Annotated in this window: 23 protein-coding genes; 3 read left to right on the plus strand and 20 right to left on the minus strand. The window is 63.1% G+C overall.

Annotation, left to right across the window (positions count from 1 at the left end; genetic code table 11):
- Positions 1-159: 159 nt before the first annotated feature.
- The 14 genes from hflX to VFW93_RS17040 all read right to left on the minus strand — a co-directional run bounded on the left by hflX (position 160) and on the right by VFW93_RS17040 (position 15,711).
- Entirely contained in the window at positions 160-1,362 is a 1,203-nt protein-coding gene (hflX, locus tag VFW93_RS16975; RefSeq protein ID WP_329695131.1) for a GTPase HflX, read from the minus strand.
- Between the two features lie 106 nt (positions 1,363-1,468).
- Positions 1,469-1,708, minus strand: coding sequence for an RNA chaperone Hfq (gene hfq, locus VFW93_RS16980; protein WP_290639920.1), 240 nt, complete (start codon positions 1,706-1,708; stop codon positions 1,469-1,471).
- 137 nt (positions 1,709-1,845) lie between these two features.
- On the minus strand, positions 1,846-3,207 hold the full coding sequence (der, locus tag VFW93_RS16985; protein WP_329695132.1) for a ribosome biogenesis GTPase Der: 1,362 nt from the start codon (positions 3,205-3,207) through the stop codon (positions 1,846-1,848).
- Between the two features lie 18 nt (positions 3,208-3,225).
- The gene (gene bamB / locus VFW93_RS16990) at positions 3,226-4,383 is read right to left on the minus strand and encodes an outer membrane protein assembly factor BamB (RefSeq protein WP_329695133.1); all 1,158 of its coding nucleotides are present in this window, start codon (positions 4,381-4,383) and stop codon (positions 3,226-3,228) included.
- Positions 4,384-4,444: 61 nt separating this feature from the next.
- A complete protein-coding gene (locus tag VFW93_RS16995; RefSeq protein WP_329695134.1) occupies positions 4,445-5,161 on the minus strand; it encodes a tetratricopeptide repeat protein in 717 nt (238 codons plus the stop codon).
- Between the two features lie 36 nt (positions 5,162-5,197).
- Entirely contained in the window at positions 5,198-6,499 is a 1,302-nt protein-coding gene (hisS, locus tag VFW93_RS17000) for a histidine--tRNA ligase (RefSeq protein ID WP_329695135.1), read from the minus strand.
- A 42-nt stretch (positions 6,500-6,541) separates the two neighbouring features.
- A complete protein-coding gene (gene ispG, locus VFW93_RS17005; RefSeq protein WP_329695136.1) occupies positions 6,542-7,816 on the minus strand; it encodes a flavodoxin-dependent (E)-4-hydroxy-3-methylbut-2-enyl-diphosphate synthase in 1,275 nt (424 codons plus the stop codon).
- Complete coding sequence (locus VFW93_RS17010) at positions 7,813-8,817, minus strand: helix-turn-helix domain-containing protein (protein ID WP_329695137.1); 1,005 nt, start codon at positions 8,815-8,817, stop codon at positions 7,813-7,815. Before VFW93_RS17010 ends, ispG begins: the two co-directional genes overlap by 4 nt.
- On the minus strand, positions 8,810-9,631 hold the full coding sequence (pilW, locus tag VFW93_RS17015) for a type IV pilus biogenesis/stability protein PilW (protein ID WP_329695138.1): 822 nt from the start codon (positions 9,629-9,631) through the stop codon (positions 8,810-8,812). Before pilW ends, VFW93_RS17010 begins: the two co-directional genes overlap by 8 nt.
- Positions 9,632-9,698: 67 nt before the next feature.
- Positions 9,699-10,841 carry a 23S rRNA (adenine(2503)-C(2))-methyltransferase RlmN gene (gene rlmN / locus VFW93_RS17020; RefSeq protein WP_329695139.1) on the minus strand — a complete coding sequence of 381 codons (1,143 nt, stop codon included), beginning with the start codon at positions 10,839-10,841 and terminating at the stop codon, positions 9,699-9,701.
- A gap of 35 nt (positions 10,842-10,876) precedes the next feature.
- On the minus strand, positions 10,877-11,302 hold the full coding sequence (gene ndk / locus VFW93_RS17025) for a nucleoside-diphosphate kinase (RefSeq protein ID WP_329695140.1): 426 nt from the start codon (positions 11,300-11,302) through the stop codon (positions 10,877-10,879).
- Between the two features lie 157 nt (positions 11,303-11,459).
- The gene (gene rluB, locus VFW93_RS17030) at positions 11,460-13,529 is read right to left on the minus strand and encodes a 23S rRNA pseudouridine(2605) synthase RluB (protein WP_329695141.1); all 2,070 of its coding nucleotides are present in this window, start codon (positions 13,527-13,529) and stop codon (positions 11,460-11,462) included.
- On the minus strand, positions 13,526-14,323 hold the full coding sequence (scpB, locus tag VFW93_RS17035) for an SMC-Scp complex subunit ScpB (RefSeq protein WP_329695142.1): 798 nt from the start codon (positions 14,321-14,323) through the stop codon (positions 13,526-13,528). Before scpB ends, rluB begins: the two co-directional genes overlap by 4 nt.
- Before the next feature lie 290 nt (positions 14,324-14,613).
- A complete protein-coding gene (locus VFW93_RS17040) occupies positions 14,614-15,711 on the minus strand; it encodes an RluA family pseudouridine synthase (protein ID WP_414639714.1) in 1,098 nt (365 codons plus the stop codon).
- A 116-nt stretch (positions 15,712-15,827) separates the two neighbouring features.
- On the opposite strand from VFW93_RS17040, the gene VFW93_RS17045 reads away from it, so the two are divergent.
- Positions 15,828-16,661, plus strand: a complete 834-nt coding sequence (locus VFW93_RS17045; RefSeq protein ID WP_414639715.1) for an outer membrane protein assembly factor BamD — start codon at positions 15,828-15,830, stop codon at positions 16,659-16,661.
- A gap of 83 nt (positions 16,662-16,744) precedes the next feature.
- Here the strand turns inward: VFW93_RS17045 and aceK are convergent, their stop codons facing one another.
- Positions 16,745-18,643, minus strand: coding sequence for a bifunctional isocitrate dehydrogenase kinase/phosphatase (aceK, locus tag VFW93_RS17050; protein ID WP_329695143.1), 1,899 nt, complete (start codon positions 18,641-18,643; stop codon positions 16,745-16,747).
- A 39-nt stretch (positions 18,644-18,682) separates the two neighbouring features.
- Positions 18,683-19,345: a carbonate dehydratase gene (can, locus tag VFW93_RS17055; RefSeq protein ID WP_329695144.1), complete on the minus strand. Its 663-nt coding sequence runs from the start codon at positions 19,343-19,345 to the stop codon at positions 18,683-18,685.
- Between the two features lie 196 nt (positions 19,346-19,541).
- On the opposite strand from can, the gene VFW93_RS17060 reads away from it, so the two are divergent.
- Positions 19,542-20,612 (plus strand): MBL fold metallo-hydrolase, encoded by a 1,071-nt coding sequence (locus tag VFW93_RS17060; RefSeq protein ID WP_329695145.1) that lies wholly within the window; start codon positions 19,542-19,544, stop codon positions 20,610-20,612.
- Positions 20,613-20,637: 25 nt separating this feature from the next.
- On the opposite strand, the gene VFW93_RS17065 is transcribed toward VFW93_RS17060, so the two are convergent.
- From VFW93_RS17065 to glyQ, 4 genes are all read right to left on the minus strand, one after another.
- Positions 20,638-21,549 carry a SprT family zinc-dependent metalloprotease gene (locus VFW93_RS17065; RefSeq protein WP_329695146.1) on the minus strand — a complete coding sequence of 304 codons (912 nt, stop codon included), beginning with the start codon at positions 21,547-21,549 and terminating at the stop codon, positions 20,638-20,640.
- Positions 21,550-21,683: 134 nt separating this feature from the next.
- A complete protein-coding gene (gene gmhB / locus VFW93_RS17070) occupies positions 21,684-22,292 on the minus strand; it encodes a D-glycero-beta-D-manno-heptose 1,7-bisphosphate 7-phosphatase (RefSeq protein ID WP_329695147.1) in 609 nt (202 codons plus the stop codon).
- A 34-nt stretch (positions 22,293-22,326) separates the two neighbouring features.
- Positions 22,327-24,498 carry a glycine--tRNA ligase subunit beta gene (gene glyS, locus VFW93_RS17075; protein WP_329695148.1) on the minus strand — a complete coding sequence of 724 codons (2,172 nt, stop codon included), beginning with the start codon at positions 24,496-24,498 and terminating at the stop codon, positions 22,327-22,329.
- Between the two features lie 2 nt (positions 24,499-24,500).
- Positions 24,501-25,436 (minus strand): glycine--tRNA ligase subunit alpha, encoded by a 936-nt coding sequence (glyQ, locus tag VFW93_RS17080; protein WP_329695149.1) that lies wholly within the window; start codon positions 25,434-25,436, stop codon positions 24,501-24,503.
- A 356-nt stretch (positions 25,437-25,792) separates the two neighbouring features.
- Here glyQ and VFW93_RS17085 point away from each other — a divergent pair.
- Positions 25,793-26,476, plus strand: a 684-nt coding sequence (locus VFW93_RS17085; protein WP_329695150.1) for an SPFH domain-containing protein, incomplete at its 3' end; no start/stop codon positions are given.

A 26,476-nucleotide genomic window follows, 5' to 3' on the forward strand; every position in this document is an offset into this window, starting at 1 on the left:
CAGGCGTCGCCTCGCGGACGGCCTTCAGGCCCAACCAGCTCAAGCGCCGGGTCGCGCCATAAGAAAACCGGACCAGCTGCCAGGCAGCGGATGCCACGGCATTGATCGCCCCCGGGCGAGCTGGTTCAGACGGAGAACCCGTTTCCATGGATTGCATGTTCATGTTCGGATTGTCGGATAAGCAGGGTACGCCGGACTGGGCACCTCTGCGTCGATGGGATTGTGCATGTCGAAACGGGGATCTGGTGGCTGATTGGCACCAGGAACACCTTCCAGCCCGTGCAATGCCGCTTCAGCGAGTACCCCGCGCAACACATCCAGGCCTTCGCCCTTGAGCGCGCTGACAAACACACGTACGCAACGGCGCCCCGAGGGCAATTCGTAAATATCGCGCAACACCCGCGGCTGCTGGTGTGCGTCAAGGCAGTCACTCTTGTTGAACACCAGCACCTGAGGCAGTTCGCCCGCGCCGATGCTGTCGAGCACGCGCAGCACCTCGTCGATCTGCTCGTGCAGAACCGGGCTGGCGGCATCCACCACGTGCAGCAGGAGATCGGCTTCTGCCGCTTCCTGCAAGGTGGCCTCGAAGGACTCGACCAGAGAGTGCGGGAGATCGCGAATGAAGCCCACGGTGTCGGACAGGGTCACGCTGCGCTGCGCTTCGGCCAGAAACAACTGGCGCGTGGTGGTATCCAGCGTGGCAAACAGCTGGTTGGCCGCGTACGTACCTGCCTTGGTCAAGGCGTTGAACAGCGTGGACTTGCCCGCGTTGGTGTAGCCCACCAGGGAGACGCGAAACGCGCCGGTACGTTCACGCGACCGGCGTTGCGTATTGCGCTGCCTCTTGACCTTGATGAGGCTGGCCTTGAGCGACTTGATCTTGGCGTCGATCATCCGGCGATCCAGCTCGATCTGCGTTTCGCCCGGGCCGCCACGGTGGCCCACGCCACCACGTTGCCGCTCCAGGTGGGACCAGCGGCGCACCAGGCGCGTGGAGAGGTATTGCAGACGAGCGAGCTCGACCTGCAGCTTGCCCTCATGGCTGCGCGCGCGTGCACCAAAAATTTCGAGAATGAGGCCCGTGCGATCCAGCACCTCGACGCCCAGATGGCGTTCCAGGTTGCGTTGCTGGGCGGGCGAAAGTGCCTGATCGAAGATCACACCGTGAGCCTGGTACAGGTCCACGATCGACTTGATCTCGTCGGCTTTGCCGGAGCCAACAAACAAGGCCGCGTCAGGTGCCTTGCGCTTGGCGGTGACTTTGGCCACGGGTTGGTCACCCGCAGACTCGGCCAGCAATGCCAGTTCGTCCAATGTGGGGTCAAAGGATGAGCCGGGGCCCAGATCGACCCCGACCAGCACGACCCGGGGATCCTCGGAAGGATGAAGCACAGACGTTGAAGAGGAGGTCGTCAAGGCGTCAGGGCTTGGGTCGGCTGGTTGAGAAAAACTGCTCAGCTTTCGCTGATCAGTCTTCGGTCGATTCGCTGGCGTGGAAATTCACCGCACGCCCAGGCACCACCGTGGAAATGGCGTGCTTGTAGACCATTTGCGTGACGGTATTGCGGAGCAACACGACGTACTGGTCGAACGATTCGATATGTCCCTGGAGTTTGATGCCGTTGACCAGGTAAATGGACACCGGCACATGTTCTCTGCGCAAAAGGTTCAGGAAGGGGTCTTGTAGGAGTTGCCCTTTGTTGCTCACGATATGCTCCGTGTTGAAAAGTTTCGGATTTGCCACCTTAACACAGTCCCCGTCACCTGACCGGATATGGTTATGTGATCGATGACGCTGTGCGGGGTTAAATGCCTTCGCCCAGCGCCACTTTCAGGTGGCCAGGGTTATTGTTCCTTGTCGGCAAACGGATTCTGCGACGACTTGAACTCGATACGCAAGGGCGTGCCGGTGAGCTTGAAATGCTCGCGGAAACGCCCTTCCAGATAGCGTTGATAGGCAGCGCTGATGTGCTCCAGCGAATTGCCGTGGATGACGATGATGGGCGGGTTCTGACCGCCCTGGTGGGCGTAACGCAGCTTGGGGCGATACGCGCCAGCCAGCTTGGGCTGCTGGAACTGCACAGCCTCCTGCAGCAGGCGCGTGAGCACCGGCGTCGGCAGTTTTTTGGTGGCCGAGACCCAGGCGGCCGTGATGGCCTTCCACAGGGGCCCCAGGCCCTGGCGCTTGATGGCCGAGATGTGCAGCACGGGTGCAAACTTCAGGAAGGCCAGACGCTGCTCGATCGAGCGCTGCAGCATCTCGCGCTGATAGCTGTCAACTGCATCCCACTTGTTGATGGCAATCACCACGGCGCGGCCGGATTCCAGCACGAAGCCGGCAATGTGCGCATCCTGCTCGGTCACACCCTGCGTGGCATCCACCAGCAGCAACACCACGTTGGCGTCGGAAATTGCCTGCAGGGTCTTGACCACGGAGAACTTCTCGATGGCCTCGAACACCTTGCCCTTGCGGCGCAGACCTGCCGTGTCGATCAACTCGAAACGCTTGCCTTCACGCTCGAATGGCACGCTGATGGCGTCCCGCGTGGTGCCGGGCATGTCGAAGGCCACCAGACGCTCTTCACCCAGCCAGGTGTTGATCAAGGTGGACTTGCCGACGTTGGGACGCCCGGCCACAGCCAGACGGATGGGCTTGTCGAGGTCCATCTCGCGCCAGTCGCGGCCGTCGACCAGGTCATCCTCGTCTTCCTCGGGGAAGAAACCTTCCAGAGACATGTCGACCAGGCTTCGGATGCCCTGCCCGTGCGCGGCCGACACCGGGATCGGCTCACCGATGCCCAGCTCATAGAACTCGGCCAGTTGCGGGCCGGTCTGCATGCCTTCCGCCTTGTTGGCAGCCAACAGCACCTTCTTGTTGGCGGTGCGCAGGTACTTGGCGATGTCGTGGTCCTGTGCCGACAGGCCATTGCGGGCATCGACGACAAAGATCACGGCATCGGCTTCCGCCACGGCCTGGCGCGTCTGCTTGGCCATCTCCTTGAAGATGCCCGAGGTGCACTCAGGCTCGAAGCCACCTGTATCGATGACGATGAATTCGTGCGAGCCGAGCTTCCCCTCACCGTAGTGACGGTCACGGGTCAGGCCGGCAAAGTCGGCCACGATGGCATCGCGGCTCTTGGTCATCCGGTTGAACAACGTCGATTTGCCGACGTTGGGTCGTCCGACCAAGGCAATAACTGGTTTCATGAAATTTCAGCTAACAGATCAATTGGCACGCAAGGCGTACAGCGTGCCCTTGCGGGTGAGAACCAGCAGGGTGTCACCATCGACGACGGGCGCCGCGACAAGCGGGGCATCCAGTTCGATGCGGCCCACGGTGCGGCCGTCATCGGCGGCCAGCACATGCAGGTAATCCTTGCCGTCGCCCACGACAACACGGTTGCCCCAGACAGCCGGCGCACTCAGGCTACGGTAAGTGAAACGGTCGACACGCCACAGCAAGTCGCCATTCTCGGCCTTCCAGGCCGTGAGGCGATCGGCACCATCGGCGCCCACCACGATGCGTTCGTCGGCCGCGACGGCCATCCGCCCTGCTTGCGGACGACTCCAGCGCAGCGAACCACGGTTGAGCTCCAGGCAGGCTACATTCAACTGGAAGGTGCGCACACAGGCTTCGTCGTCCACGCGCGCCAGCGGCCCCACGAGGTCGGCGAGACGCTCGACTTCGTTCGTGCCACGAGGTGTGCCCACATTCACATCAAAGCGGACCGTACCCTTGAGAGGATCCAGACCGACCAGACGTGGGCCCTGCCCCACCAGCAAGGTGTCACGGAAAGCCGTGATGACACCGGCATTGGCCAGAGCCAGCGGCTCGCCACCTGGACGCTGGTATTGCCACAGCCAGCGGCCATCCAGCACGTCATAGGCACGCACGCTGCGATCGACCGACTGGATGAACACCCGTTCACCGGCCACCAGAGGGGCGGTGATCACGCGGCCTGGCAGCTTCTCACGCCACACCTGCTTGCCCTGGTCAAAGGCAAGCAGCTCATTGGCTTGCGTCACCACGGCGGCGTAGCGACCATCGCTGCCCACGGCAGCCGTCAGGTCGGCACCAGCCTTGGCGCGCCAGCGCTCCTTGCCCGAAGCGATGTCGAAAGACACGATGTCGCCATCGGAGCTGGCTGCCGTCACCTGACCATTGCGCGCGGCCAGAATCTGCTGACCTTCCACCGAGCCAATGCGGTGGGACCACTGCGTCGCCACGCGCACGGTCGGCGTCAACGATTCCAGTGCTGCCGGGCTCGGCTTGCTGGAACCGCAGGCCGCCAGCACCGCCACCACGGCGGCCGACAGGGCCAGCCTGGTCAGGCGAGAGGCGACCGGGGACAAATTCACCAGGTTGGCACGAATCAGGGTCATGAGGGATTCCAGGACAGCGTCCGGTTGAAAGTGCAGCCAGACGGGGACAGTATCAGAAAGATCAGTTCGTGGGGGCCAGGCCAGGCGGCATGCCTGCAGCAGCGCCAGCACCTTCAGGCGCCACCTTGCTGCGCAGCGGCGCAGGCGGTTGGCCCAGTGCCGTCAGCTTGCTTTCGATGAAGCGGCGGTATTCCACGGTGGCATCGACGCCCTTCCAGGCAGCCAGGTAGGCCTTCGCAGCTTCTTCCTTCTTGCCCTGGGCCATCAGGATGTCACCGCGACGGTCGTCCGCCAGTGGCACAAAATCGGCAGGCAGATCACCCGACAGCGTCTTGAGTGCTTCGTCGTACTGTTTGGCGTCCATCTGCAGGCCAGCCAGACGCAGGCGCGCGACGGCCACCAGGTTGGCGTTCTTGCCACCGCTGACCAGCCATTGCAACGTGGCCTTGCCTTCATCGACCTTCTTGTTGTCGACTTCGACCTTCGCGGCCAGCAAGGCACCTTGCTCGGTGAAGGTGGCGCCAGCGTACTTGTCCTTCATGTCGCCAAAGATCTGGGCCACCTTGTCTGCGTTGCCCGTCAGGGCAGCTCGGTCCAGCTCTTCGTACAGGGCGGCTGCAGCTGTGCCGCGTTGCTGTTGCCAGTACAGGTAGTAGGACCAGGCTGCGTAGGCGCCCAAGGCGAGAACCAGCACCCAGGTGATCAGGTTGCCGTACTGCTTCCAGAAGTGCTTGAACTGATCAAGCTGTTCCTGTTGTTCGAGATCGTAGGTCGCCATGACGGTTCCCGTTTGTGTAGGTGTAAAAGCCGAGGATTATGACCGCGAGGAAGGCAGCAGAAGCTCAGCCCAATCCCCAGTGGCATCAAGCGGACGCGTCAGTTGCTCGCCACCGTCACGCAGCGGCTTGATGGCAACCTGCCCTTGGGCCACTTCGTCAGGCCCGAAAATCAGGGCAAACCGGGCGCCACTGGCGTCGGCCTTCTTGAACTGGGACTTGGGGCTGGCCGGGCCATCCTTGCCCGCGGGATTGAGGACCACCTGCACACCCTTGGCGCGCAGCCCCTCGATCGTGGTCAGCACAGTGGCCATCGGGGCACCGGTGAACACGACGGCAAAGGCGTCCGGCGCCGTGGACGGTGATTCGATACCCACTTCCTGCAAGAGCAGCAACAGGCGCTCCATCCCCAGCCCCCAACCCACGGCTGGCGCGGGCTTGCCACCGAGTTGCTCGATCAGGCCGTCGTAGCGACCACCGCCACACACCGTGCCCTGGGCGCCCAGCTTGTCGGTCACCCACTCGAACACGGTGAGGTTGTAGTAATCCATGCCGCGCACCAGGCGCGTGTTGACCTGATACGGCACGCCCGCCACGTCCAGCACGTGCTTGATGGCGCCGAAATGCTCCAGCGAGGCCTCGCCCAGAAAATCGATCAGCTTGGGCGCACCTTCCACGATGGCCTGCATGGCGGGGTTCTTCGTGTCCAGGATGCGCAGCGGATTGGTGTGCAGGCGACGACGCGCCTCTTCATCCAGCAACTCGGCGTGCGATTCCAGGTAGGTGATCAAGGCCGCGCGGTGCGCCTTGCGCTCTTCCGGCTGCCCCAGGGAGTTGATCTGCAGCGAGACGTCGCGACCGATCTCCAGGCCCAGGTCACGCCACAGTGCGGCGGTCATCAGGATCAGCTCGGCGTCCACATCGGGGCCGGCAAAGCCCAGCACCTCGGCCCCCACCTGGTGGAACTGACGGTAGCGCCCCTTCTGAGGACGCTCGTGGCGGAACATCGGGCCGATGTAGTACAGGCGCTTGCCGCCTTCGTACAGGAAGTTGTGCTCGATGATGGCCCGCACGGAACCGGCCGTGCCTTCGGGGCGCAGCGTGAGCTTGTCGCCATTGAGGCTGTCTTCAAAGGAGTACATCTCCTTTTCGACGATGTCGGTCACCTCGCCCAGGCCGCGCACGAACAAGGCCGTGGGCTCCACGATGGGGGTGCGCATGTTCTGGTAGCCGTAGCGACGCATCACCTTGCGCACCACGTCTTCCAGCCATTCCCAGCGCGCCGATTCCGGCGGCAGGATGTCGTTCATGCCTTTGATGGCTTTCAAAATCTCGGCCATGGATGGGATCTTCTTCTTTTGCGTAGGGAGTCAGGCAGCCGCTCAGGAGGCGGATTCAGCCTTGTTGAAACGGCGATCGATATAGCTCTGGACGATCTGCTGGAATTCTTCGGCGATGCGCTCGCCACGCAGGGTCATGGCCTTCTCACCGTCAATGAACACGGGGGCAGCAGGCGCCTCGCCATTGCCAGGCAGGCTGATGCCGATGTCGGCATGCTTGCTCTCGCCCGGGCCGTTGACGATGCAACCCATCACGGCCACCTTCAGCTTTTCGACACCGGGGTACTGGCTGCGCCAGACGGGCATCTGGGCGCGCAGGAAGTCATCGATCTGCTTGGCCAGTTCCTGGAAGGTGGTGCTCGTGGTGCGACCGCAGCCTGGGCAGGCGGTCACGCTGGGCACGAAGGTGCGCAGCCCCAGGGCCTGCAGGATCTCCAGCGCCACCACGACCTCTTGCGTGCGCGCCTCGCCGGGCTGAGGCGTCAGGGACACGCGAATGGTGTCGCCAATGCCTTCCTGCAGCAGGATGGACAGCGCCGTGGCCGATGCCACCGTGCCTTTGGTGGCCATGCCGGCTTCGGTCAGCCCCAGATGCAGCGGGTAGTCGCAGCGATCGGCCAGACCACGGTAGACACTGATCAGATCCTGCACGCCACTGACCTTGCAAGACAGGATGATCTGTTCAGGCGCCATGCCCAGTTCGCGCGCTGCTTGCGCCGACTGCAGGGCTGAGCTGATCAGCGCCTGGTACATGACCTGCTGTGCATCCCATGGATCGGCACTGCGGGCGTTTTCGTCCATCAGGGACGCCAGCAACTCCTGATCCAGGCTGCCCCAGTTCACACCGATGCGAACAGGCTTGTTGTAGCGCATGGCCACTTCGATCATCTGAGCAAACTGGCGATCACCCTTGTCACCCTTGCCCACATTGCCCGGATTGATCCGGTACTTGGACAAGGCTTCGGCACAAGCCGGGTAATCGGTGAGCAGACGGTGCCCGTTGTAGTGGAAATCGCCCACCAGAGGCACATCGATGCCCATGCGATCGAGTTGCTCGCGCACATGCGGCACGGCCTCGGCAGCCTCCGGCGTGTTCACCGTGATGCGCACCAGCTCGGAGCCGGCCAGGACCAGTTCCTTGACCTGAATGGCCGTGCCGATCACGTCCACGGTATCCGTGTTGGTCATCGACTGGACGCGCACAGGCGCATCGCCGCCAATGGTGACCACACGAGAACCCCACACGACACGGGCCTGCCGCGAACGGCGCGCAGCCGGTCGGGCGATGTCGATGAGGCGGTGATTTTCCAGAGTCATTTCAATTCCACGCGGGCCACATTGTTGTGCGTCTGTGACACCAGATCAACGCGCTGCCCCTTGTAGCTCATGTTGACACCCGCGGCATTGCCAACCAGGGCCTTGAGAGGGGGCGTGCCGTTGAGCGACAAGGTCTCGCCGGGACGGACCTGCTGAGACAGCAGCTTCACGCCCTTGGCGTCACGAACCTCGATCCAGGAGGCCTCGGTCACGGTCAGGACCAGCGGCCCCGAGGTGGTCGTACCGCTGGCGGCCTGCGTGACCGCAGAGGCAGCCGCAACCGGAGCCAACCGGGGATCAGGCACGGCGGCTGGGACAGGCGCAGATGCACCCGCGTCGGCCGAGTCGAGCACCAGCGACGACGATGCCCCTGGCGCCGCCACCGTCGCTGACACTGCAGGAGCTACACCAGAGGCAGGCTCCACGACAGGCTCAGGCGCGGATGCTTCGGAGGCAGACGCCTCCACCGCGGAGGCGGACGACTCCACGACAGCGGTTTCCGTCGGCTTCGGCGCGGTCTGCAACACCTTTTGCACCCAGGCTGGCACATCGACCGAGTCCGGCAGGACGTAGATCGCCACAGCGCCGGCTAGCAACACGATGGGCGCCAGCCACTTGAAGCTCAGCAGCGCAGACCAGTCCCACTGACGATCGAACAGCGGGGAACCCCCGCGCACGTCCTTGAACGGCTGATTCAGAGGTGGCTTGCCCTCCGCCAGCGCAGTCGGGCGCGCAGCAGGCAAGGCCGCCAGCACCTCGGTCGGATCCAGCTTCAAGGCGCGACACACCGTCATGGCCAGCGCACGTGTGAAGTTGGCGTCAGGCAGGCGGTCGTACTGCCCCTGCTCGAGCGCCTCCAGCTTGGCGGGCGTGACCTTGATGGTCGAGGCCAGCCCCTCGAGTGTCATGTTCTGGGCCTCGCGGGCCAGACGCAGGATTTCCCCCGCACCCCGATTGCCGGCATCCGGCGAAGACAGGATGATGGGCGTGGGCTCAGTCATCAAACCTCCCTAGCTCCATGGCATTGGCCTCGCGCGCCGTCGGGAATCGGCTGCGCAGTTGCGCCGACATCTCATCGCGACCATTGGCATTGCCCAGCTTGTGCTCGATGCGGATGGCCAGCCACAGCGACTCTGCCGTCACCTGGGCGGGCACATTGTTCACGCGCCGAATGTAGAAACGTGCACGCTCCAGCTCGCCCCGGCGATACAGCACGGAAGCCAGGTTGAAGGCGGTTGCCGGATTGGATGGATCAAGCTCGTACGAGTGCACCAGCGTCTTTTCAGCCTCGGGGTACAGGCCGGCGCTGATCTGGCACACACCGCGCGCCAACAGCGTCTTGCTGGTGGACACCGTTTGCGGCAAGGACGCTGCACGCTCGAACAAGGCATCGGCTTCGGCAAACTGGCGCTTGCGACACAGGTACCAGCCGTAGTTGTGCAAGACGCTGCCGTTGCGCGCATCGAGCGACAAGGCTTGCTTGTAGTTCGACACGGCACGCGCGTCATCGCCCATCGCGTCATAAATCAGCGCGCGCATCTCGTAGGCATCGGGTAAGGACGGATCGATGGCCACCGCCTGCTTCAACTCATCCAGCGCGGTGTTGTACTGCCCTTGCGCGTAATACGTGGAAGCCAGCTCCATGCGAATGCGCGCGCGCTTTTGCACATCACCCTCATCCGAGGCGGTGACGATGTCGCCAGAAGACGACACCCGCGACGCAGGACCTCCGGCGCAGCCGCCCAGTTGCCCCAGGCCAGCCATGAAGGCACCCAGCGTGCAAGCTGTCAACACCACCGAGCGAAGCATCCTCATGCAGCAGTCTCCTTGAAAAGGGTTCAGTGTAGAGGCTCCAGCGCCCCTGTCCTCGCCTGAGCGCGCATCAATGCGCGTGACGGTTGCGTTCCCCGGGCTTCGGGGATGCCACCTTGGCCTCGACAGGTTGACGCAACATGCGATCTCGCGCATTGGTGCGATCCTGCACTTCGCCCGCCAGCTGCCCGCAAGCAGCATCGATGTCGTCGCCACGCGTCTTGCGAACCGTGGTGACGATCCCGGCGTCGGCCAGCAGGCGCGCAAACGCCTGCACGCGCTCATTCTGAGAACGATGCAAGCCCGACTGAGGGAAGGGATTGAAGGGAATCAGGTTGAACTTGCAGTTGATCTTGCCCTTGACCAGGGCGATCAGCTCGCGGGCATGCGCATCGGTGTCGTTGACACCATCGAGCATGCAGTATTCGAAGGTGATGAAATCGCGCGGTGCTGCCTGCAGGTAATCGCGGCAGGTATCGAGCAATTCGTGAATCGGGTACTTCTTGTTGATGGGCACCAGCTCGTCGCGCAAGGCATCATTGGGCGCGTGCAGCGACACGGCCAGTGCAACAGGGCAATCAGTCTTCAGGCGCTCGATCATCGGCACCACACCCGAGGTGGACACCGTGACGCGGCGGCGCGACAGGCCATAGCCGTGGTCATCGAGCATGACCTTCAAGGCTGGCACCAGCGCGTTGTAGTTCTGCAGCGGCTCGCCCATGCCCATCATCACCACATTGCTGATGATGCGCTCGGACGTGTTCAAGCGCTGACGCAACACGTGCTCGGCATGCCACAACTGGGCCAGGATCTCACCCGTGGTGAGATTGCGACTGAAACCCTGATGGCCTGTCGAGCAGAAACGGCAACCAACGGCGCAACCCGCCTGCGATGAGATGCACAGCGTGGCGCGGTCGTCTTCGGGAATGTAGACACTTTCGACAGCGTTGCCGCCGCCCACATCGAACAGCCACTTGATCGTGCCATCCGACGAGATGTGTTCGCTGATGACGGGCAGACGCTTGAGGGTGGCCACACCCTGGAGCTTGCCGCGCAGCGACTTGGCGAGATCCGACATCTGATCGAAATCGGTCGCACCTTTCTGATGGATCCAGCGGAACAACTGGGTGGCGCGAAAACGCTTCTCACCCAGTTGCTCGCAGAACGCGGTCAACCCCTCGAGGTCATAGTCAAGCAGATTGACGGCGTCCATACTTCTTCTCGAACCAGAAAACGGTCAACAGCGAATTAACGGCTGTAGACGTTCAGAGCGGGGAAGAAGAAAGCGATTTCAACGGCGGCGGTTTCGGGCGCGTCCGAACCGTGCACGGCGTTGGCGTCGATGCTGTCAGCGAAGTCAGCACGGATGGTGCCCTTTTCGGCCTTCTTGGGGTCGGTGGCGCCCATCAGGTCGCGGTTCTTCAGGATGGCGCCTTCGCCTTCCAGCACTTGCACGAACACGGGGCCGGAGATCATGAAGCTCACCAGATCCTTGAAGAAAGGACGGGCAGCGTGCACAGCGTAGAAAGCTTCGGCTTCAGCTTGCGACAGCTGCACCAGCTTGGCAGCGGCAACCTTCAGGCCAGCGCCTTCGAAGCGGCTGATGATTTGGCCAATGACGTTCTTGGCAACGGCGTCGGGTTTGATGATCGAGAGGGTGCGTTCGATAGCCATTTAGTTCTCCTGATTCTCAGAAAAGATCTGCAGATTTGACAAAACCCGGCATTGTACTGTGCGTCAGTGACAGTGCCGAGCGTGAAAAGTATTCAAAGGCGGGGTGTCAACGCGGGTTTCCCTGAGGCCACGCCGCCCGGCATCCCACCATGCAAAATCAACGGCGACCGCGTCCGCCGCCGCCACCACCACCGCCCCGACGGCCACCACCACCAGCCTTGCCGAAATAGGCATCGGCGCCGATGTAGCCCACGGAGGTTTGCAGCGGATCCGGCTGACGAGGGCCGCTGCCCTTCTTCTGGCCGCCGCCATGGTCCTGCTGGTCCGGACGACCAAAGCCCGACGTGATGCGCTTGGAGCCCTTCACGAAGCGCTTGTCGAAGGTCTGCTCCAGCGGATTGGGGATGGGTCCGATGTGGTCCAGGTCATCGTCCATGTCCTGGCGAGGCGCCATCTGACGGTCCTGCTGGCGATCTTGCTGCGGGCCGCGCTGTTGCTGCTTGTTGCCATAGCCGCCTTGACCACCCTGGTTGCCCTGCTGAGGACGACCACCCTGGCCTTGCTGCGGCTGACCACCGCGGCCGCCCTGCTTGCTCTTGAAGCCCTGCTGGCCTTGCCCCTGGCCCTGACCTTGCTGGCCGCGTGGCTGGTTCTTGCCGCCACGACCCTGGCCTTGACCCTGCCCCTGGCCGAACTCCTGGCGATCCATGCCCGCCAGCGACTTCACGGCACGCACGTCGGATTCACCCAGTTCAACCCACACGCCACGCTTGAGGCCACGCGGCAGCACGATGGCGCCGTAGCGCACGCGGATCAGGCGGTTGACCGTCAGGCCCACGGCGTCAAACAACTTGCGCACTTCGCGGTTGCGACCTTCGGTGATGACCACGCGGTACCACTGGTTCACGCCTTCGCCTTCGCCTTTGCTGATGGACACGAACGATGCCGACTGGCCCTCGATCTCGACGCCCGTCAGGAGCTTGTTGCGCGCACCTTCGTCCAGCGTACCCAGCACGCGAACGGCGTACTCACGCTCCACGCCAAAGCGCGGGTGCATGAGCTGGTTGGCCAGTTCGCCGGAGTTCGTGAACAGCAGCAGACCTTCTGTATTCAGGTCCAGGCGCCCCACCGACATCCACTTGCCGTTTTGCAGGCGTGGCAAACGCTGGAACACCGTCGGACGACCTTGCGGATCGTCGTGCGTGACCACTTCACCGGTCGGCTTGTGGTACGCCAGGATGCGCGCGGGCGGCGGCGCAATGCGCACGCGGATCGGACGACCTGCCACCTTGATGCGGTCGCCAAAGGAAATGCGCTGACCGATGTGCGCCACCTGGTCATTGACCTCGATGCGACCGTCTTCGATCATCTGCTCGATGTCGCGACGCGAACCCACACCCGCCTGGGCCAGCACCTTCTGGAGCTTGGGCGCATCGGGCTCGGGACGCAGCACGCGCTTGTAGGGACCGGTGTCTTCGGCAGCGGCTTCCGCCACTTCTTCCTCGTGGGTCTTGTCGAAGTCGCCCGAGAGCAACTCGGCAAACACCTCGGTCGCCTGTTCGGCCGCGATGGCGGCACGGCGGGACGGACGTTGCTCGTCGCCGGACTCGTCAGACGACTCGTTGGCAACACCTTCCATCTGCTCGCCCTCACCCGACAGGGCCTGGCGCTCTTCACGTGGAGGACGATCGCCGCGAGGACCGCGCTGACGGTCGCCACGATCACGGTCACGACGGCCACGGCCTTCGCGCGCTTCACGTGGTGCGCCGCCTTCGGCGGGCGCCTGCTCGCCATCCGCTTGCGCAGCACCTTCACCCGCAGTCTCCGGCGCCAGTTGAATGAAGCCGTGCGCGGCTTCCTCGCGAGATGCTTCCGCAGCCACAGCCGCCGGCGACTCGGTCACAACCGGCGCTTCAGCCGCTTCCACTGCCTCGACAGCCTTCTTGCGCGGTGCGCGCTTGGGCTTGACGGGCTCGGCAGCTTCCGCGACGACCTCGGCCACCACCTCGGCGCCACCGTCCACTGGCGCGGCTTCGGCCACGACCTTCTTGCGGCGAGTGGCCGCCTTCTTGACGGGTGCAGCCTCTTCGGACGCCGTCACGGCCTCCGCAACGGGCGCGGCCTCTTCGGCCGTCTTTGTACGACGCGTACGCTTGGGCTTGACCACCTCTTCGGTGACCAAAGGCTGTTCATTGGGTTCTTGCATGGGCACGTTGTCTGTGGTCATGGAGCAGGGAAATCGGTATGGGGTTCTGTGTCGGTCGGCTCCTGCACTTCAGACGGAGCAGCCGGTTCATCAAGTGGTGCAGCGGACGCGACAGGCAGGTCAGCCACGGCAAGTTCTTCCACGTCGCCAACGGGCTCGGTGGGCATCAAATCAGGTGACAAAGCGGCATCCGACTCCAGCAGAGACGGCTGATCTTCGGTCGGGCCAGCCTCATCGGCAGGCCCATCTTCCGGCTCGGACTCTTCCAGCCCGGGCAACAAGGCCTGGCTGACCGGCAAACCGTCCAGCGTCGGCAATTCGTTCAGGGAAGCCAGCCCCAGGTCGTCCAGGAACTGCTTCGTGGTGGCATACAGGCCTGGCCGACCGGGCGCCTCACGGTGCCCGATGACCTCGATCCAGCCACGCTCTTCAAGCTGCTTGACGATGTTGGAACTCACCGTCACGCCGCGGATGTCTTCGATGTCGCCACGCGTGACCGGTTGCTTGTAGGCAATGATGGCCAAGGTTTCCAGCGTGGCACGAGAGTACTTGGGCGGTTTTTCAGGATTGAGTCGATCCAGATGCGGCTGAACCTCGGCACGGGTCTGAAAGCGCCACCCGTGCGCCGTCTGACGCAACTCGACCCCTCGCCCCTCCCAGCGCGCGCTCAACTCAGCCAGCAGGGACAGCACTGTGTCCGCCGACATCGTGTCGTCGAACAACTGGCGCATCTCACGCACCGTCATGGGCTGGTGGGCGCACATCAGCGCCGCTTCAAGAACGCACTGGGCATCCTGAGGATTGAGGACTTCCATCTCTTCAATCGATTGTGGTCGGATGGCCTTGCATGGCTTCCGAACGAAACGCCTGGTGCAGATACGCCGATTTGAGGCGGCTCATCTGCGAGTCAGGCCACGCGGGGGGCGTTTGATGCGCCCGGTTTCTTTGAAAAAGGGACCTCGGTTCGAGGTGATCAGGCCGGGGAACGCCTTGAGGGCTGACCTCCCGTGACAGGCTTTTTCTCAAAAGCCGCCCGATTTCGGGTTCTTGACCCGATATCTGTCGGTGCATTATGCACCAGTTACGCGAAATCTGGCGCAGATCATCAAGCCGGTTGCACGGAGGCTTCCAGCAGGGCCCAGGCCGCGGCCATGTCCTCGGGCAACGGTGCCTCGAATTTCACCGTCTGCCCGGTCGCGGGGTGCACGAAGGACAACCTGGCCGCGTGCAAGGCCTGACGCGTCATGCCCAGCGCTGGCGCCCCGCCATACAGGGCATCGGCCACCAGGGGGTGACGCCGGCTGCTCATGTGAACGCGAATCTGGTGCGTGCGGCCGGTGTGCAAGGTGCACAACACACCGCTGAAACGGCGGGCGAGCAGTTGATCGTCCTTGCCGGTCAAAGGCTTGGGGGCCCAGTCACCCACCAGGAGACGCCGCACATCGGTTCGAGCGGGCTTGCCCGATGGCACCACCGCCATCTTGATGCGGGTGGTCGGATCCCGGCCGATGGACGACTCCACCGAAAACGACTCCGCCACCTGGCCATGGACCAGCGCCAGATACTGCCGGCTCACCTCACGCGCAGCGATGGCACGCGTCAGGGCGGTGACGGCCGTCACCGTCTTGCCCACCACCATCAGCCCGCTGGTGTCCTTGTCCAGGCGGTGCACGATGCCGGCGCGGGGCAAGTCGGCTGCGCCAGCGTGATGCGCCAGCAGGCCGTTCATCAGCGTGCCCGTCCAATTGCCCGCAGCAGGATGAACGACCAGACCTGGCGGCTTGTTCACCACCAGAAGATGTGCGTCTTCGAAGACGATGGGCAGGTCCATCTTTTCTGCCTGAAAGGCCTGGCTCTGTGCCGTCGGCTTCAGCAGGACGACGACCTGCTGGCCCGCCAGCACCTTGCGGGAAGCCGAACTGGCCACCTTGCCATCGACCTCGACACAGCCTTCATCGATCAGGTTCTTGAGGTGGCTGCGCGAAAACTCCCCCGCCCCGCTCACCAGGAACACGTCCAGGCGCTGCCCGTGCGCGTCTGCGCCGACCTGCAGCGTGCGCCGCTCGGGCTCCTGCCCGCTGGCTGCCATGACAGGCACCGGCGCATCCGCCCAGTCGTCATCAGGCATGTCGACATCGACCAGCTCCTCTGAGGACAGATCAGCAACGGCGGGAGGGGAATCAATGCGGGGACGACGTGCCATGTGGCAAACAAACCTGGTAAGGGAACAAAGATGGGCCCGAGGGCTTCTATACTGCGGGTTCCGACGCTGCAAGGCGGGACTGCAAGCGGAGCAATCCGCAACATAAACACGTGAAACTGCTGAAGAACACCTCTTGGAGCAACTGGACCGGCCAACGTGCCGGCCTGCTGGCACTGGCCGTGAGCGCCCTCATGGTGGCATGCGGAACGGCCCCTCAAGACGAGTTTGCCAACATCAGTCCGGACAAATTGTACGCAGACGCCAAGGACGAGGCTGCTGACGGCAATTTCGAAAGCGCGATCAAGCGCCTGGAAAAGGTCGAAGCCCGCGCTTCCGGGACCATCCTGGCCCAGCAAGCTCAGATCGACCTGGCCTACGCGTACTACAAGACGGGCGAAAAGGCACAGGCACTGGCCAAGCTGGAACGCTTCATCCGCCTGCACCCGACCAGCCCCGCGCTGGACTACGCCTACTACCTGCAAGGCCTGGTCAATTTCAATGATGACCTCGGGCTGTTCGGTCGCCTGGCCAGCCAGGATCTGGCCGAGCGCGACCAGCAGGCATCTCGCGATGCCTACGAGTCATTCCGGCTCCTGAGCGAACGCTTCCCCAACTCCAAGTACACGCCGGACGCACGCCTGCGCATGAACCACATCGTCAACTCCCTGGCAGCGGGTGAAGTGCATGTGGCGCGTTATTACCTGCGCCGGGGTGCCAACCTGGCCGCGGCCAACCGGGCGCAACAGGCCGTGAAGGACTACCGTCAATCGCCGGCCATCGAAGAAGCGCTCTACATCATGTACAAGGCCTACGACAACCTCGGGCTGGTGCAATTGCGTGACGATGCCCAGCGCGTGCTCAAGCAAAGCTTCCCCAACAGCAGCTACCTGGGCGGGCAAGCCGAAGCGGCGCAAGCGCCGGCCAAAAAGCCCTGGTGGCAACTCTGGTGAGCCGGAAACTGGCGTCACAGAACAAGGGGGCTTGACGCCCCCTTTTTCATGCCCGACGCACAGCACGGTGGGCAGCAGCAGGATCAGTCGCCGCTGGCCGCGCCGCCCGTGGTGAAGCCCGACAGCGTCCCTTGGTCGTGCACCTCGCGCCCAAGAGGCCGCACATCGACCGGCTCCTCGGCTGGTGCGATCTCATCCGATGGATCGATGGGCGTCTGCGCGCTGTGGATGCGATGCACGAAGCGCCGCGCCCGGTCATACGGGAACACGTCGTGCACGTAGCCCGCCTTGATGCGCTCCTTGTGCTGCTGCCAGAAGTCTGCCTCCAGCAGATCGGCATGGTGTTTCATGAAGATGGCACGCACGCGCGGATCACCCAGCAGGAAGGGCCCGAAGGTTTCGGGGAACACGTCGTGTGGGCCGACCGAGTACCAGATCTCGCCGGACATCTCGTCTTCCTCGTTGCGCGGCTCGGGCACCTTGCGGAAGTTGCAATCGGTGACGTACTCGATCTCGTCATAGTCGTAGAACACGACCTTGCCGTTGCGCGTGACACCGAAGTTCTTCCACAGCATGTCGCCAGGGAAGATGTTGGCCGCCACCAGGTCCTTCAAGGCATTGCCGTACTCGATCACGGCATGCTCCAGCGACTCGCCAGCCGCTTCCTGGATGTAGATGTTGAGCGGCACCATGCGGCGCTCGATGTAGAGGTGCTTGAGGATCAGCACCTTGCCATCTTCATCCTCCTCGATGACGCTGGGCGAGAACTTGCGCAGCTCCTCGATGAGCTCATCGTCAAAGCGATGACGAGGGAAGGCCACGTTGGTGAACTCCAGCGAGTCGGCCATGCGCCCCACGCGGTCGTGCTGCTTCACGAGCTGGTACTTGCCCATGATCTGCGCACGCGTGGTTTCCTTCTGCGGCGGGAAGTAGTCCTTGATCACCTTGAACACGAAGGGATAGGACGGCAGATCGAACACCAGCATGACCATGCCCTTGATACCAGGGGCGATGCGGAACTTGTCGCTCGAATGCTTGAGGTGGAAGAGGAAGTCCCGATAGAACAGGTTCTTGCCGTGCTTCTGCAGGCCGATGGCGCTGTAGAGCTCGCCACGGGGCTTGCGCGGCATCAGCGTGCGCAGGAACTGCACATAGGCTGAAGGCACCGGCATGTTGACCATGAAGTAGGCGCGCGCAAAGCTGAACAGCGCCAGCAGATCGTCTTCGCCAAACAGGGCCGCGTCAATGTAGAGGCGACTCTTGGAGTTGTGCAGGATGGGGATGGCAAATGGCAGGCTGCGGAAGCCGTTGACCACCTTGCCGACGATGTAGGCGCCCTTGTTGCGGAAGAACAGCGAGGACAGCACCTGGATCTGGAAGTTGGTGCGCAGGCGCACGTCGCCGATCTGCTCCAGCAAGGCCTCGTGCACGAAGCCGATGTCCCGATCGAGATCCTCGAAGGGGATGGACAGCTCGTAGTTCACGACCAGCGTCTTGAGCATCGCCTTGAGGTTCTCCCGCGTGGGGTAGTACGCGCGGAAGGTGGCATTGCCCTCGCCTTCATCGTCATCGATGTACTCGGTCGACACGGCGGGGCGAACGAAGATGAAGTCGTTCTTGTAGTACTTGCGGTGCAGGATCTTGATCGTGACCGAATTGAAGAAGGTCTCGGCCAGCTCCGGCTGCTTGTGGCCGGTGAGCAAACCAATGTAGAACAGCTTGATCTGGTGCCAGACCTCCATGGGCAAGGTGCTGGCCTGGTAGTCCTGCTCCAGGCGCTCGACGGCTTCATCCACACGCAAGTCGTAGAACTCGATGCGCACACGCTGCGCCGTCTGCTGGCCGTGCCAGTCGGCCTCCTCGAACCGCTTCTTGGACTGCGCACTTGTTTCGCTGAAGATCTTGTAGTGGCGGTCGAAGCCATCGAGCAAGGCCTTGGCGATTTCAAAGACACGTGGGTCGGTCAGCTGTTGTGGAAACATCGTTTGCCTTGAGTGAACGAATGAAACGGGCGGACGTGATCAGGTTCTGCTTGCGTAGCGCTGTTTGAGCTTGGCCAGCGCTTCCGAATAGGCTTCGACCAGCGCCACCGGATTGGCCACGGACATGCGCAGGTCATTGATCAAGCCATTATGCAAGCCGTATACCCAGCCGTGAACCATGACCTCCTGGCCACGCTCCCAGGCATCCTGCACCACGGTGGTGTGGCAGACGTTGAGGCTTTGCTCCAGCACATTGAGTTCGCACAAGGCATCCAGCCGGGTCTGCCCTTCAGGCAGGCTGAACAGCCAGTCCTTGTGCTGGTGCCGTACATCCTGAACATGGCGCAGCCAGTTGTCGGCAATCCCGATGCGCAGGTTCTCCATGGCCGCCTTGACGCCACTGCACCCGTAGTGCCCCACCACCATGATGTGCTTGACCTTGAGCGAGTCAATGGCGAACTCCATGACGGAGAGGCAGTTCAGGTCAGAGTGCACCACCACGTTGGCCACATTGCGATGCACGAACAGCTCACCTGGCAGCAGGCCGCAGATTTCATTGGCCGGCACACGGCTGTCTGCACAGCCGATCCACAGGTACTGGGGAGACTGCTGTTGCTGCAGTCTCGAAAAGAAACCAGGCGTGCGTTGCTCGATGTCGCGCGCCCAGACCCGGTTGTTGTCAAACAAGTGGTCAAGTGTCATAGGAGGGAGTGTAGTAAGGGATGCCCCCGATCCTGCTGCCCCAACGCAAAAGAAGCGTGTCAGCCAGGCCATTTCCCATGACGAGCCCATTGTTATCGCCCGCCACGCTCTGGCGCCCGGGCATCCGAAGGATTTGAGGACACACCCCGCAAGCACGCAAGGCACAATGGTCCGCAGATTCATCCCTGCGAGCGCCATGCCCAACCAGCCTTCCACCCTGCACTATCCACTGGGCGAGGCTCGCCCCCAGACCGGCGAGCTGATGACCTTGCGGCCGGGCGTGCACTGGATCCGCATGCCCATGCCGTTCGCGCTCAATCACATCAATCTGTGGGCCCTGGACGACAGCACCGGTGGCCAGGCAGGTTGGACCATCGTGGATGCAGGCGTGGCCACCGAAGCCATCCGTGAGGCCTGGCAGACCTTGTGGCAAGCGCCCTTGGCTGGCAAGCCTCTGACGCGCATGCTGGTCACCCACATGCACCCCGACCATGTTGGCAACGCCCAATGGCTGATCGAGCAATTCAGCGCCCCCGGCGAGCCCGCACGCCTGTGGATGAGCGCCACGGACCACTTCGCTGCCCAACTCGCCTGCGAATCGACCACCGGCTTTGGCGGACCTCGCGCGGCAGATTTCTTTGCCGAACACGGCCTGAACAAGCCGGACGACGTGAGCAAGGTCCGCGGACGCAGCAATTACTTCAAGTCACTGGTGCCTCAGGTGCCCTATGACTACCGCCGCCTGATGGATGGCATGCGCCTGACCATCGGTGAGCGTGAATGGCGGTGCATCGCCGGCTACGGCCACAGCCCGGAGCACATCTCGCTGTTCAACGAACGCGACGGCCTGCTGATTTCGGGTGACATGTTGCTGCCCAGCATCTCGACCAATGTCAGCGTGGTCGATCTCGAACCCGAAGGGGACTCGCTGGGCTTGTTTCTGGACTCGCTGGACAGCATGGCCGCCCTGCCGGCCGACACGCTTGCCCTGCCCTCGCATGGCCTGCCCTTCACCGGCATCCACGCGCGCATTCAGCAGTTGAAGGACCATCACCGCGACCGCCTGAATGACGTGCTGAAAGCCTGCAGCGCCAGGCCCAGCCATGCTGCCGACATGTTGCCCGTGTTGTTCAAGCGGCAACTCGATCTGCACCAGACCACCTTCGCCATGGGCGAGGCCATCGCGCACCTCAACTACCTGTGGCACCGCGGCCAGTTGAAGCGCAGTCGCTCGCCGGAAGGCACCTGGCTGTACGACAAGGCCTGAGTCAGGCCTCATCCCGGGCACCCTCTCAGTCGGGAATGACCGCGTGGCGAAGCTGGTCGCGCGGGCCATCAAACGCTGGCATCACCGAACGCACCACCTCCCAGAAACGGGGGCTGTGGTTCATCTCGCGCAGGTGAGCGAGTTCATGGGCCACGACATAATCGATGACATCGATGCCGAAGTGGATCAGACGCCAGTGCAATCGGATGGAACCATCCACACTGGCACTGCCCCATCGCGTCTTCGCAGAAGACAGGCTGACCTTGCGCACCGACACATCCAGGCGCTCCGCGTAGATGGGCACCCGCGCCTGGAAGACCTTGACGGCCTCCTGCTGCAGCCAGTCCTGCACGGCATCGCGGATCTGATCGGATGACGCACTCTGAGGCAGTCCCAGGTGCAAGGTGCGTTGGGCCACACCCGGCAAGGCGCGCTCGACCAGCACCGACGGCTCATGCAGCACGGCACCTTCAATGCGAGGGTCCAGCACCAGCACCACCGAATCGCCCAGGTAGGGCACGGTGGCCCCCTCACGCCAGTCAATGCGCGCGGACAACTGCTTCTGGGCGCGCTCGCGCTGCTCGACGAGCTTGGTGCAGATCCAGCGCTCCTTGGCACGCAAGGCCGTCTCGATATCGGTCGACGACACCCAGCGCGGCGCACGCACGCTCAAGCCCTCGACGCCCACCACCATGCCAATGGAGCGGCGACGGGCACGCTTGATTTCATAAGACACCACCGCCTTGCCCAGACGGATTTCATGCTCGCCTTGAGGGTGACGGAACCAGGGCAGACCACTGACAGGGTGGCACTCGACGTGATGATGATGAGGCGCCCGCAAGGCGGACGTGGTGGACGACGCAGGTGCGTCATCCAGGGCTGGCAAGCCATCGCCCCGCCCTGCGGGATCGGATGCCAGTGAAGAAGACGAAGACAAAGGAGGGGCCGCAAGCGGCGATACAGCAGCAGTCAAAGGAGGAAAAAAATGAGGTACGACAGAGATAGCCGACGGCGGTTCAGCGCGGAACTCTTCGTCCCCCCACAGAGCCAGCTGCATCGGCACGGGGAGTTTCAAGTCAACTCCCCCATATGGGTCGCGACCGGGCTGTCTTCGCCATGGGCCTTGCGATCCCGCAGGATAAGGAAATCCGCAAATGCAGACAGATCCGGGTGAATGGTCAGATCAGGCACGCGCTGGCGCAGGTCATACAGATCAGCCTCGCTCATCGTGGCGGCCTGACCGGTGCGAACCAGATGAGGCTCACACCCCACCGATTGCGCCGCCAGCACGTCACGCGGCAGATCCCCGACCATCGGCACACCATCCAGGCTGCGCCCGAAACGCTGACCGATCATCTGGAAAAGGCCGGGCAAAGGCTTGCGGCAGGTGCAATGGTCTTCCGGCGTGTGCGGGCAGAAAAACACCGCTTCGACCCGACCACCGACCCTCGCCAGCAACTGGTTCATCTTGGCGTGCATGGCATTGAGCGCAACCATGTCGAACAGGCCGCGACCGATGCCGGACTGGTTCGTGGCCACAACCACATGCCAGCCGGCATGGTTCAGCCGGGCAATGGCCTCGAGTGCGCCGGGCAGCGGCACCCACTCGTCGCTGGACTTGATGTAGTCCTCGCGTTCGTGGTTGATCGTGCCGTCGCGATCGAGGATGACCAGTTTCATGCCCTCTCCGGGGTGGATGCGTCCAGACAAGAGATCACGCCGCCAGTCTGGAGATATCCGCAACCTGGTTCATGGCCTTGTGCATCGTGGCCAGTAGACCCAGGCGGTTTGCCTTCAGGGCAGCATCATCGGCATTGACCATGACGCTGTCAAAGAAGGCGTCAACGGGTGCTCTCAGCACGGCCAGCGCCTGCAAGCTTGCAGTGTAGTCACCTTCTTCGAAGGCTGCGCGTGCTTTTGGCGCAGCCGCCTGCAATGCCTCGTAAAGCGCGGCTTCGGCAGCCTCTTTCAGCAAGGCGACATCGACCTTGGCTTCCACCTCGGTTTCGGCCTTCTTGAGGATGTTGCCCACACGCTTGTTGGCGGCAGCCAGTGCTGCGGCTTCGGGCAGCGCGGCAAAGGCACGCACTGCCGCCAGGCGGCGAGGCACATCACCCAGGCGCTCGGGCTGCAGCGCCAGCACGGCGTCAACTTCCTGGGCGCTGTAGCCCTGCTCGCGCAGCGACACGGCCAGGCGATCCGAGAAGAAGCTCAGCAGGTGCTCGGCCGGGTTGCTGATCAGCTCGCCGAACACGGGCATGACGGCGGCGATCAGTGCCGACAGATCCAGCGGCAGGTTGTTTTCCACCAGGATGCGGATGACGCCCAGGGCGTGACGGCGCAGGGCAAACGGATCCTTGTCACCCGTGGGCAACTGGCCGATACCGAACAGCCCCACCAGTGTCTCCAGCTTGTCAGCCAGGGCCACGACGGTGCCGGTGTGGTTGCGTGGCAGCGCGTCGCCTGCAAAGCGGGGCTTGTAGTGGTCTTCGATGGCGATGGCCACGCCGTCACGCAGGCCTTCATGGCGCGCGTAATACGCACCCATGATGCCCTGCAGTTCGGGGAACTCGCCCACCATGTCGGTCAGCAAGTCGGTCTTGGCCAGGCGTGCAGCCTGCTGCGCCTTGATGTCGAGCACGTCGAAGTGGTCCTTGGCGTCCACCGTGAAGGGCACGGTGGCCAGGCTCCATTGCTTGACGATCTCGTGGGCAATGGCGCGCACGCGTTCGGCACGGTCACCCTGCGTGCCCAGCTTGCCGTGGTACACGACCTTGGCCAGGCCACCCACGCGCGACTCGAGTGTCTTCTTGCGATCCTGATCGAAGAAGAACTTGGCATCGGCCAGACGCGGGCGCACCACGCGCTCGTTGCCGCCGATCACCGCGCTCGGATCCTCCGGACGGATGTTGCTGACGATCAGGAACTGGTTGGTCAGCTTGCCCGATGCGTCCAGCAGCGGGAAGTACTTCTGATTGGCCTTCATGGTGAGGATCAGGCACTCCTGAGGCACTTCCAGGAAGGCCTGCTCGAAGCGGCCCGTCAGCACATTGGGGCGCTCGACCAGGGCCGTGACCTCGTCCAGCAAGGCGTCGTCTTCGATCGGCTTCAGGTCGGCACCGGCCTTGGCCGCAGCGGCCGCCAATTGGCGCTCGATTTCGGCGCGACGCTCGGCGAAGCTGGCAATGACGGCGCCGTCATGCAGCATCTGCTCGGCATACGTGTCAGCCGTCAGCAGGATGATCTTCTCGACGCGTGCCTCGAAGCGATGCCCCACGGTGCTGCGGCCGGCCTTGAGACCCAAGGCGCCAATCTGCACCTCCTGATCACCATGCAGGGCCACCAGGCCATGCGCAGGACGCACGAAGTTGACACTGGTCCAGCCCGGCTGGAAGTTGGCGCCTTCGCCTTGCTCCAGCTGGTAGGTCATGACCTTGGGAATGGGCAGCTTGGCAATGGTGTCGTCCAGCGCTCTTTGCAAGCCTTCGGCCAGCGTGGCACCCGCCTTGACGCTGTCAAAGAACAGCGCATCGGCCTTGCCATCCGGTGCACGCTTGAGGCCCGCCACCGCTTCCGGGCCGGCACCCAATGCAGCCAGCTTCTTGAGCAGCGCAGGCGTGGCGTTGCCGGATGCATCCAGGCCCACGGCCACCGGCATCAGCTTTTGCTGCACAGCCTGATCCGCGGCCCTGGAGGCCACTTCGGTCACGTGCACGGCCAGACGACGAGGCGAAGCAAATGCCGTGACGACGGCATCCGCCTTGGCCAGCCCTTGCGACTTCAGGCTGTCTGCCAGCACATTGGCAAAGCTTTCACCCAGCTTCTTGAGCGCTTTGGGTGGCAGCTCTTCAACAAACAGTTCAACGAGGAGGTTCGCGGTGCTCATGTTCAGGCAGCCTTCTTGTTATTCAGTTGTTCGATCACCTCGTCAGCCCAGGCCTTGGGGGCCATCGGGAAGCCCAGACGGGCACGGCTGTCAAGGTAAGCCGCGGCCACGGCACGCGCCAGGTTGCGGATGCGGCCGATGTAGGCGGCGCGCTCGGTCACCGAGATCGCGCCACGGGCATCCAGCAGGTTGAACGTGTGTGCAGCCTTGAGCACCTGCTCATAGGCGGGCAGCGCGAGCTTCTGCTCCATCAGGTACTTGGCCTGCGTCTCGTAATTGGTGAAGGCATCGAGCAGGAACTCGACGTTGCTGTGCTCGAAGTTGTAGGTGGACTGTTCGACCTCGTTCTGGTGGAACACATCGCCATACTTCACGATGTTGCCGGCCGGATCCTTCGAGTAGACCAGGTCGTACACGCTTTCAACGCCTTGCAGGTACATGGCCAGACGCTCCAGGCCATAGGTGATCTCGCCCGTGATGGGCTTGCAGTCGATGCCGCCAACTTGCTGGAAGTAGGTGAACTGCGTCACCTCCATGCCGTTGAGCCAGACTTCCCAGCCCAGGCCCCAGGCGCCCAGCGTGGGGTTCTCCCAGTCGTCTTCGACGAAACGGATGTCGTTCTTCTTCAGATCGAACCCCAGGGCTTCGAGCGAGCCCAGGTACAGCTCCAGGATGTTGTCGGGCGCGGGCTTGAGCACCACCTGGAACTGGTAGTAGTGCTGCAGGCGGTTGGGGTTCTCACCATAGCGGCCGTCCTTGGGGCGGCGGCTGGGCTGCACATAGGCAGCCTTCCAGGGCTCGGGACCAATGGCGCGCAGGAAGGTGGCGGTGTGCGACGTGCCGGCGCCGACTTCCATGTCATAGGGCTGGAGCAGTGCGCAGCCGTGTTCGGCCCAGTAGGACTGCAGTTTCAGAATGATTTGTTGGAAGGTCAGCATGACTTCAGAAGGTGTCTTGGTGCGCGGCGCGGGCGCGTTGGGGTCGGTGTGGATGCGCTCGGCCAACGGGCACGCGGGGTGCCGCGCACGGGCGCGCAAAACAGCGATTTTAGGCCCGCGGGCCGGGGTTTGACGCAGCCGGCCCCGGCGCCACAGCGCCCGGCAGGCCGGCTTGCATCAAAAAGTGAGCTGATAGCGCTTGTTTTTCAATGGCTTTCAATCGAAATGACTTCAAAACACCCGGCAGACGTACGCAAACAGCTACATTTTTTGAAAACACCCCCGCCAGGGGCGGCGTATCCGGCCCCTACAATGTTTTCCATCTTTTTCCTGTAACCCTGCGGGCGAGGCGTGGCATGAACCTGTTCAACATCATCAAGAACCAACTGATCGAGGTCATCGAATGGACCGATGACTCGCGCGACACGCTCTCCTACCGCTGGCCGGACGACGACAAGGAAATCAAGAACGGCGCCCAGCTGATCGTGCGCGAATCGCAGCAGGTGCAGTTCGTGGCCGCCGGCCAGTACGCCGACCTGTTCGGCCCCGGCAAGCACACGCTGAGCACCGAGAACGTGCCCGTGCTGTCCACCATCCTGGGCTGGAAGTACGGTTTCCAGTCGCCCTTCAAGTGCGACGTCTATTACATCAACACGCGCCTGTTCACGGGCAACAAGTGGGGCACCTCCAACCCCGTGCTGATGCGCGACAAGGACTTTGGCGTGGTGCGCATCCGCGCCTTCGGCACCTACGACTTCCGCATCGTGCAGCCGGCGCTGTTCCTCAAGGAAGTGGCGGGCACGGACCAGAACTTCCGCATCGACGAGTTTGCCGACACCATGCGCTCGCGCATCGTCAGCGTCTTCACCGAGGCCCTGGCCAAGGCCCAGGTGCCGGTGCTGGACGTGGCCACGCGCTATGGCGACCTGGGCCAGGCGCTGGTGCAGATCATCAACCCGGCCATGGTCGAGAAGTACGGCATCGAGGTGACCAGCTTCGTGCTGGAGAATGTCTCCGTACCGCCCGAGGTGGAGCAGGCC

This window comes from Aquabacterium sp. (assembly GCF_036279675.1).
Classification (GTDB): Bacteria; Pseudomonadota; Gammaproteobacteria; order Burkholderiales; family Burkholderiaceae_C; genus Aquabacterium.

Excerpts from the sequence above, each read along its gene's own strand:
- der (WP_329695132.1), bottom strand. The coding sequence starts at position 3,207 with ATGAAACCAGTTATTGCCTTGGTCGGACGACCCAACGTCGGCAAATCG.
- bamB (WP_329695133.1), bottom strand. The coding sequence starts at position 4,383 with ATGACCCTGATTCGTGCCAACCTGGTGAATTTGTCCCCGGTCGCCTCT.
- VFW93_RS16995 (WP_329695134.1), bottom strand. The coding sequence starts at position 5,161 with ATGGCGACCTACGATCTCGAACAACAGGAACAGCTTGATCAGTTCAAG.
- hisS (WP_329695135.1), bottom strand. The coding sequence starts at position 6,499 with ATGGCCGAGATTTTGAAAGCCATCAAAGGCATGAACGACATCCTGCCG.
- ispG (WP_329695136.1), bottom strand. The coding sequence starts at position 7,816 with ATGACTCTGGAAAATCACCGCCTCATCGACATCGCCCGACCGGCTGCG.
- VFW93_RS17010 (WP_329695137.1), bottom strand. The coding sequence starts at position 8,817 with ATGACTGAGCCCACGCCCATCATCCTGTCTTCGCCGGATGCCGGCAAT.
- pilW (WP_329695138.1), bottom strand. The coding sequence starts at position 9,631 with ATGAGGATGCTTCGCTCGGTGGTGTTGACAGCTTGCACGCTGGGTGCC.
- rlmN (WP_329695139.1), bottom strand. The coding sequence starts at position 10,841 with ATGGACGCCGTCAATCTGCTTGACTATGACCTCGAGGGGTTGACCGCG.
- ndk (WP_329695140.1), bottom strand. The coding sequence starts at position 11,302 with ATGGCTATCGAACGCACCCTCTCGATCATCAAACCCGACGCCGTTGCC.
- rluB (WP_329695141.1), bottom strand. The coding sequence starts at position 13,529 with ATGACCACAGACAACGTGCCCATGCAAGAACCCAATGAACAGCCTTTG.
- scpB (WP_329695142.1), bottom strand. The coding sequence starts at position 14,323 with ATGGAAGTCCTCAATCCTCAGGATGCCCAGTGCGTTCTTGAAGCGGCG.
- VFW93_RS17040 (WP_414639714.1), bottom strand. The coding sequence starts at position 15,711 with ATGGCACGTCGTCCCCGCATTGATTCCCCTCCCGCCGTTGCTGATCTG.
- aceK (WP_329695143.1), bottom strand. The coding sequence starts at position 18,643 with ATGTTTCCACAACAGCTGACCGACCCACGTGTCTTTGAAATCGCCAAG.
- can (WP_329695144.1), bottom strand. The coding sequence starts at position 19,345 with ATGACACTTGACCACTTGTTTGACAACAACCGGGTCTGGGCGCGCGAC.
- VFW93_RS17060 (WP_329695145.1), top strand. The coding sequence starts at position 19,542 with ATGCCCAACCAGCCTTCCACCCTGCACTATCCACTGGGCGAGGCTCGC.
- gmhB (WP_329695147.1), bottom strand. The coding sequence starts at position 22,292 with ATGAAACTGGTCATCCTCGATCGCGACGGCACGATCAACCACGAACGC.
- glyS (WP_329695148.1), bottom strand. The coding sequence starts at position 24,498 with ATGAGCACCGCGAACCTCCTCGTTGAACTGTTTGTTGAAGAGCTGCCA.
- glyQ (WP_329695149.1), bottom strand. The coding sequence starts at position 25,436 with ATGCTGACCTTCCAACAAATCATTCTGAAACTGCAGTCCTACTGGGCC.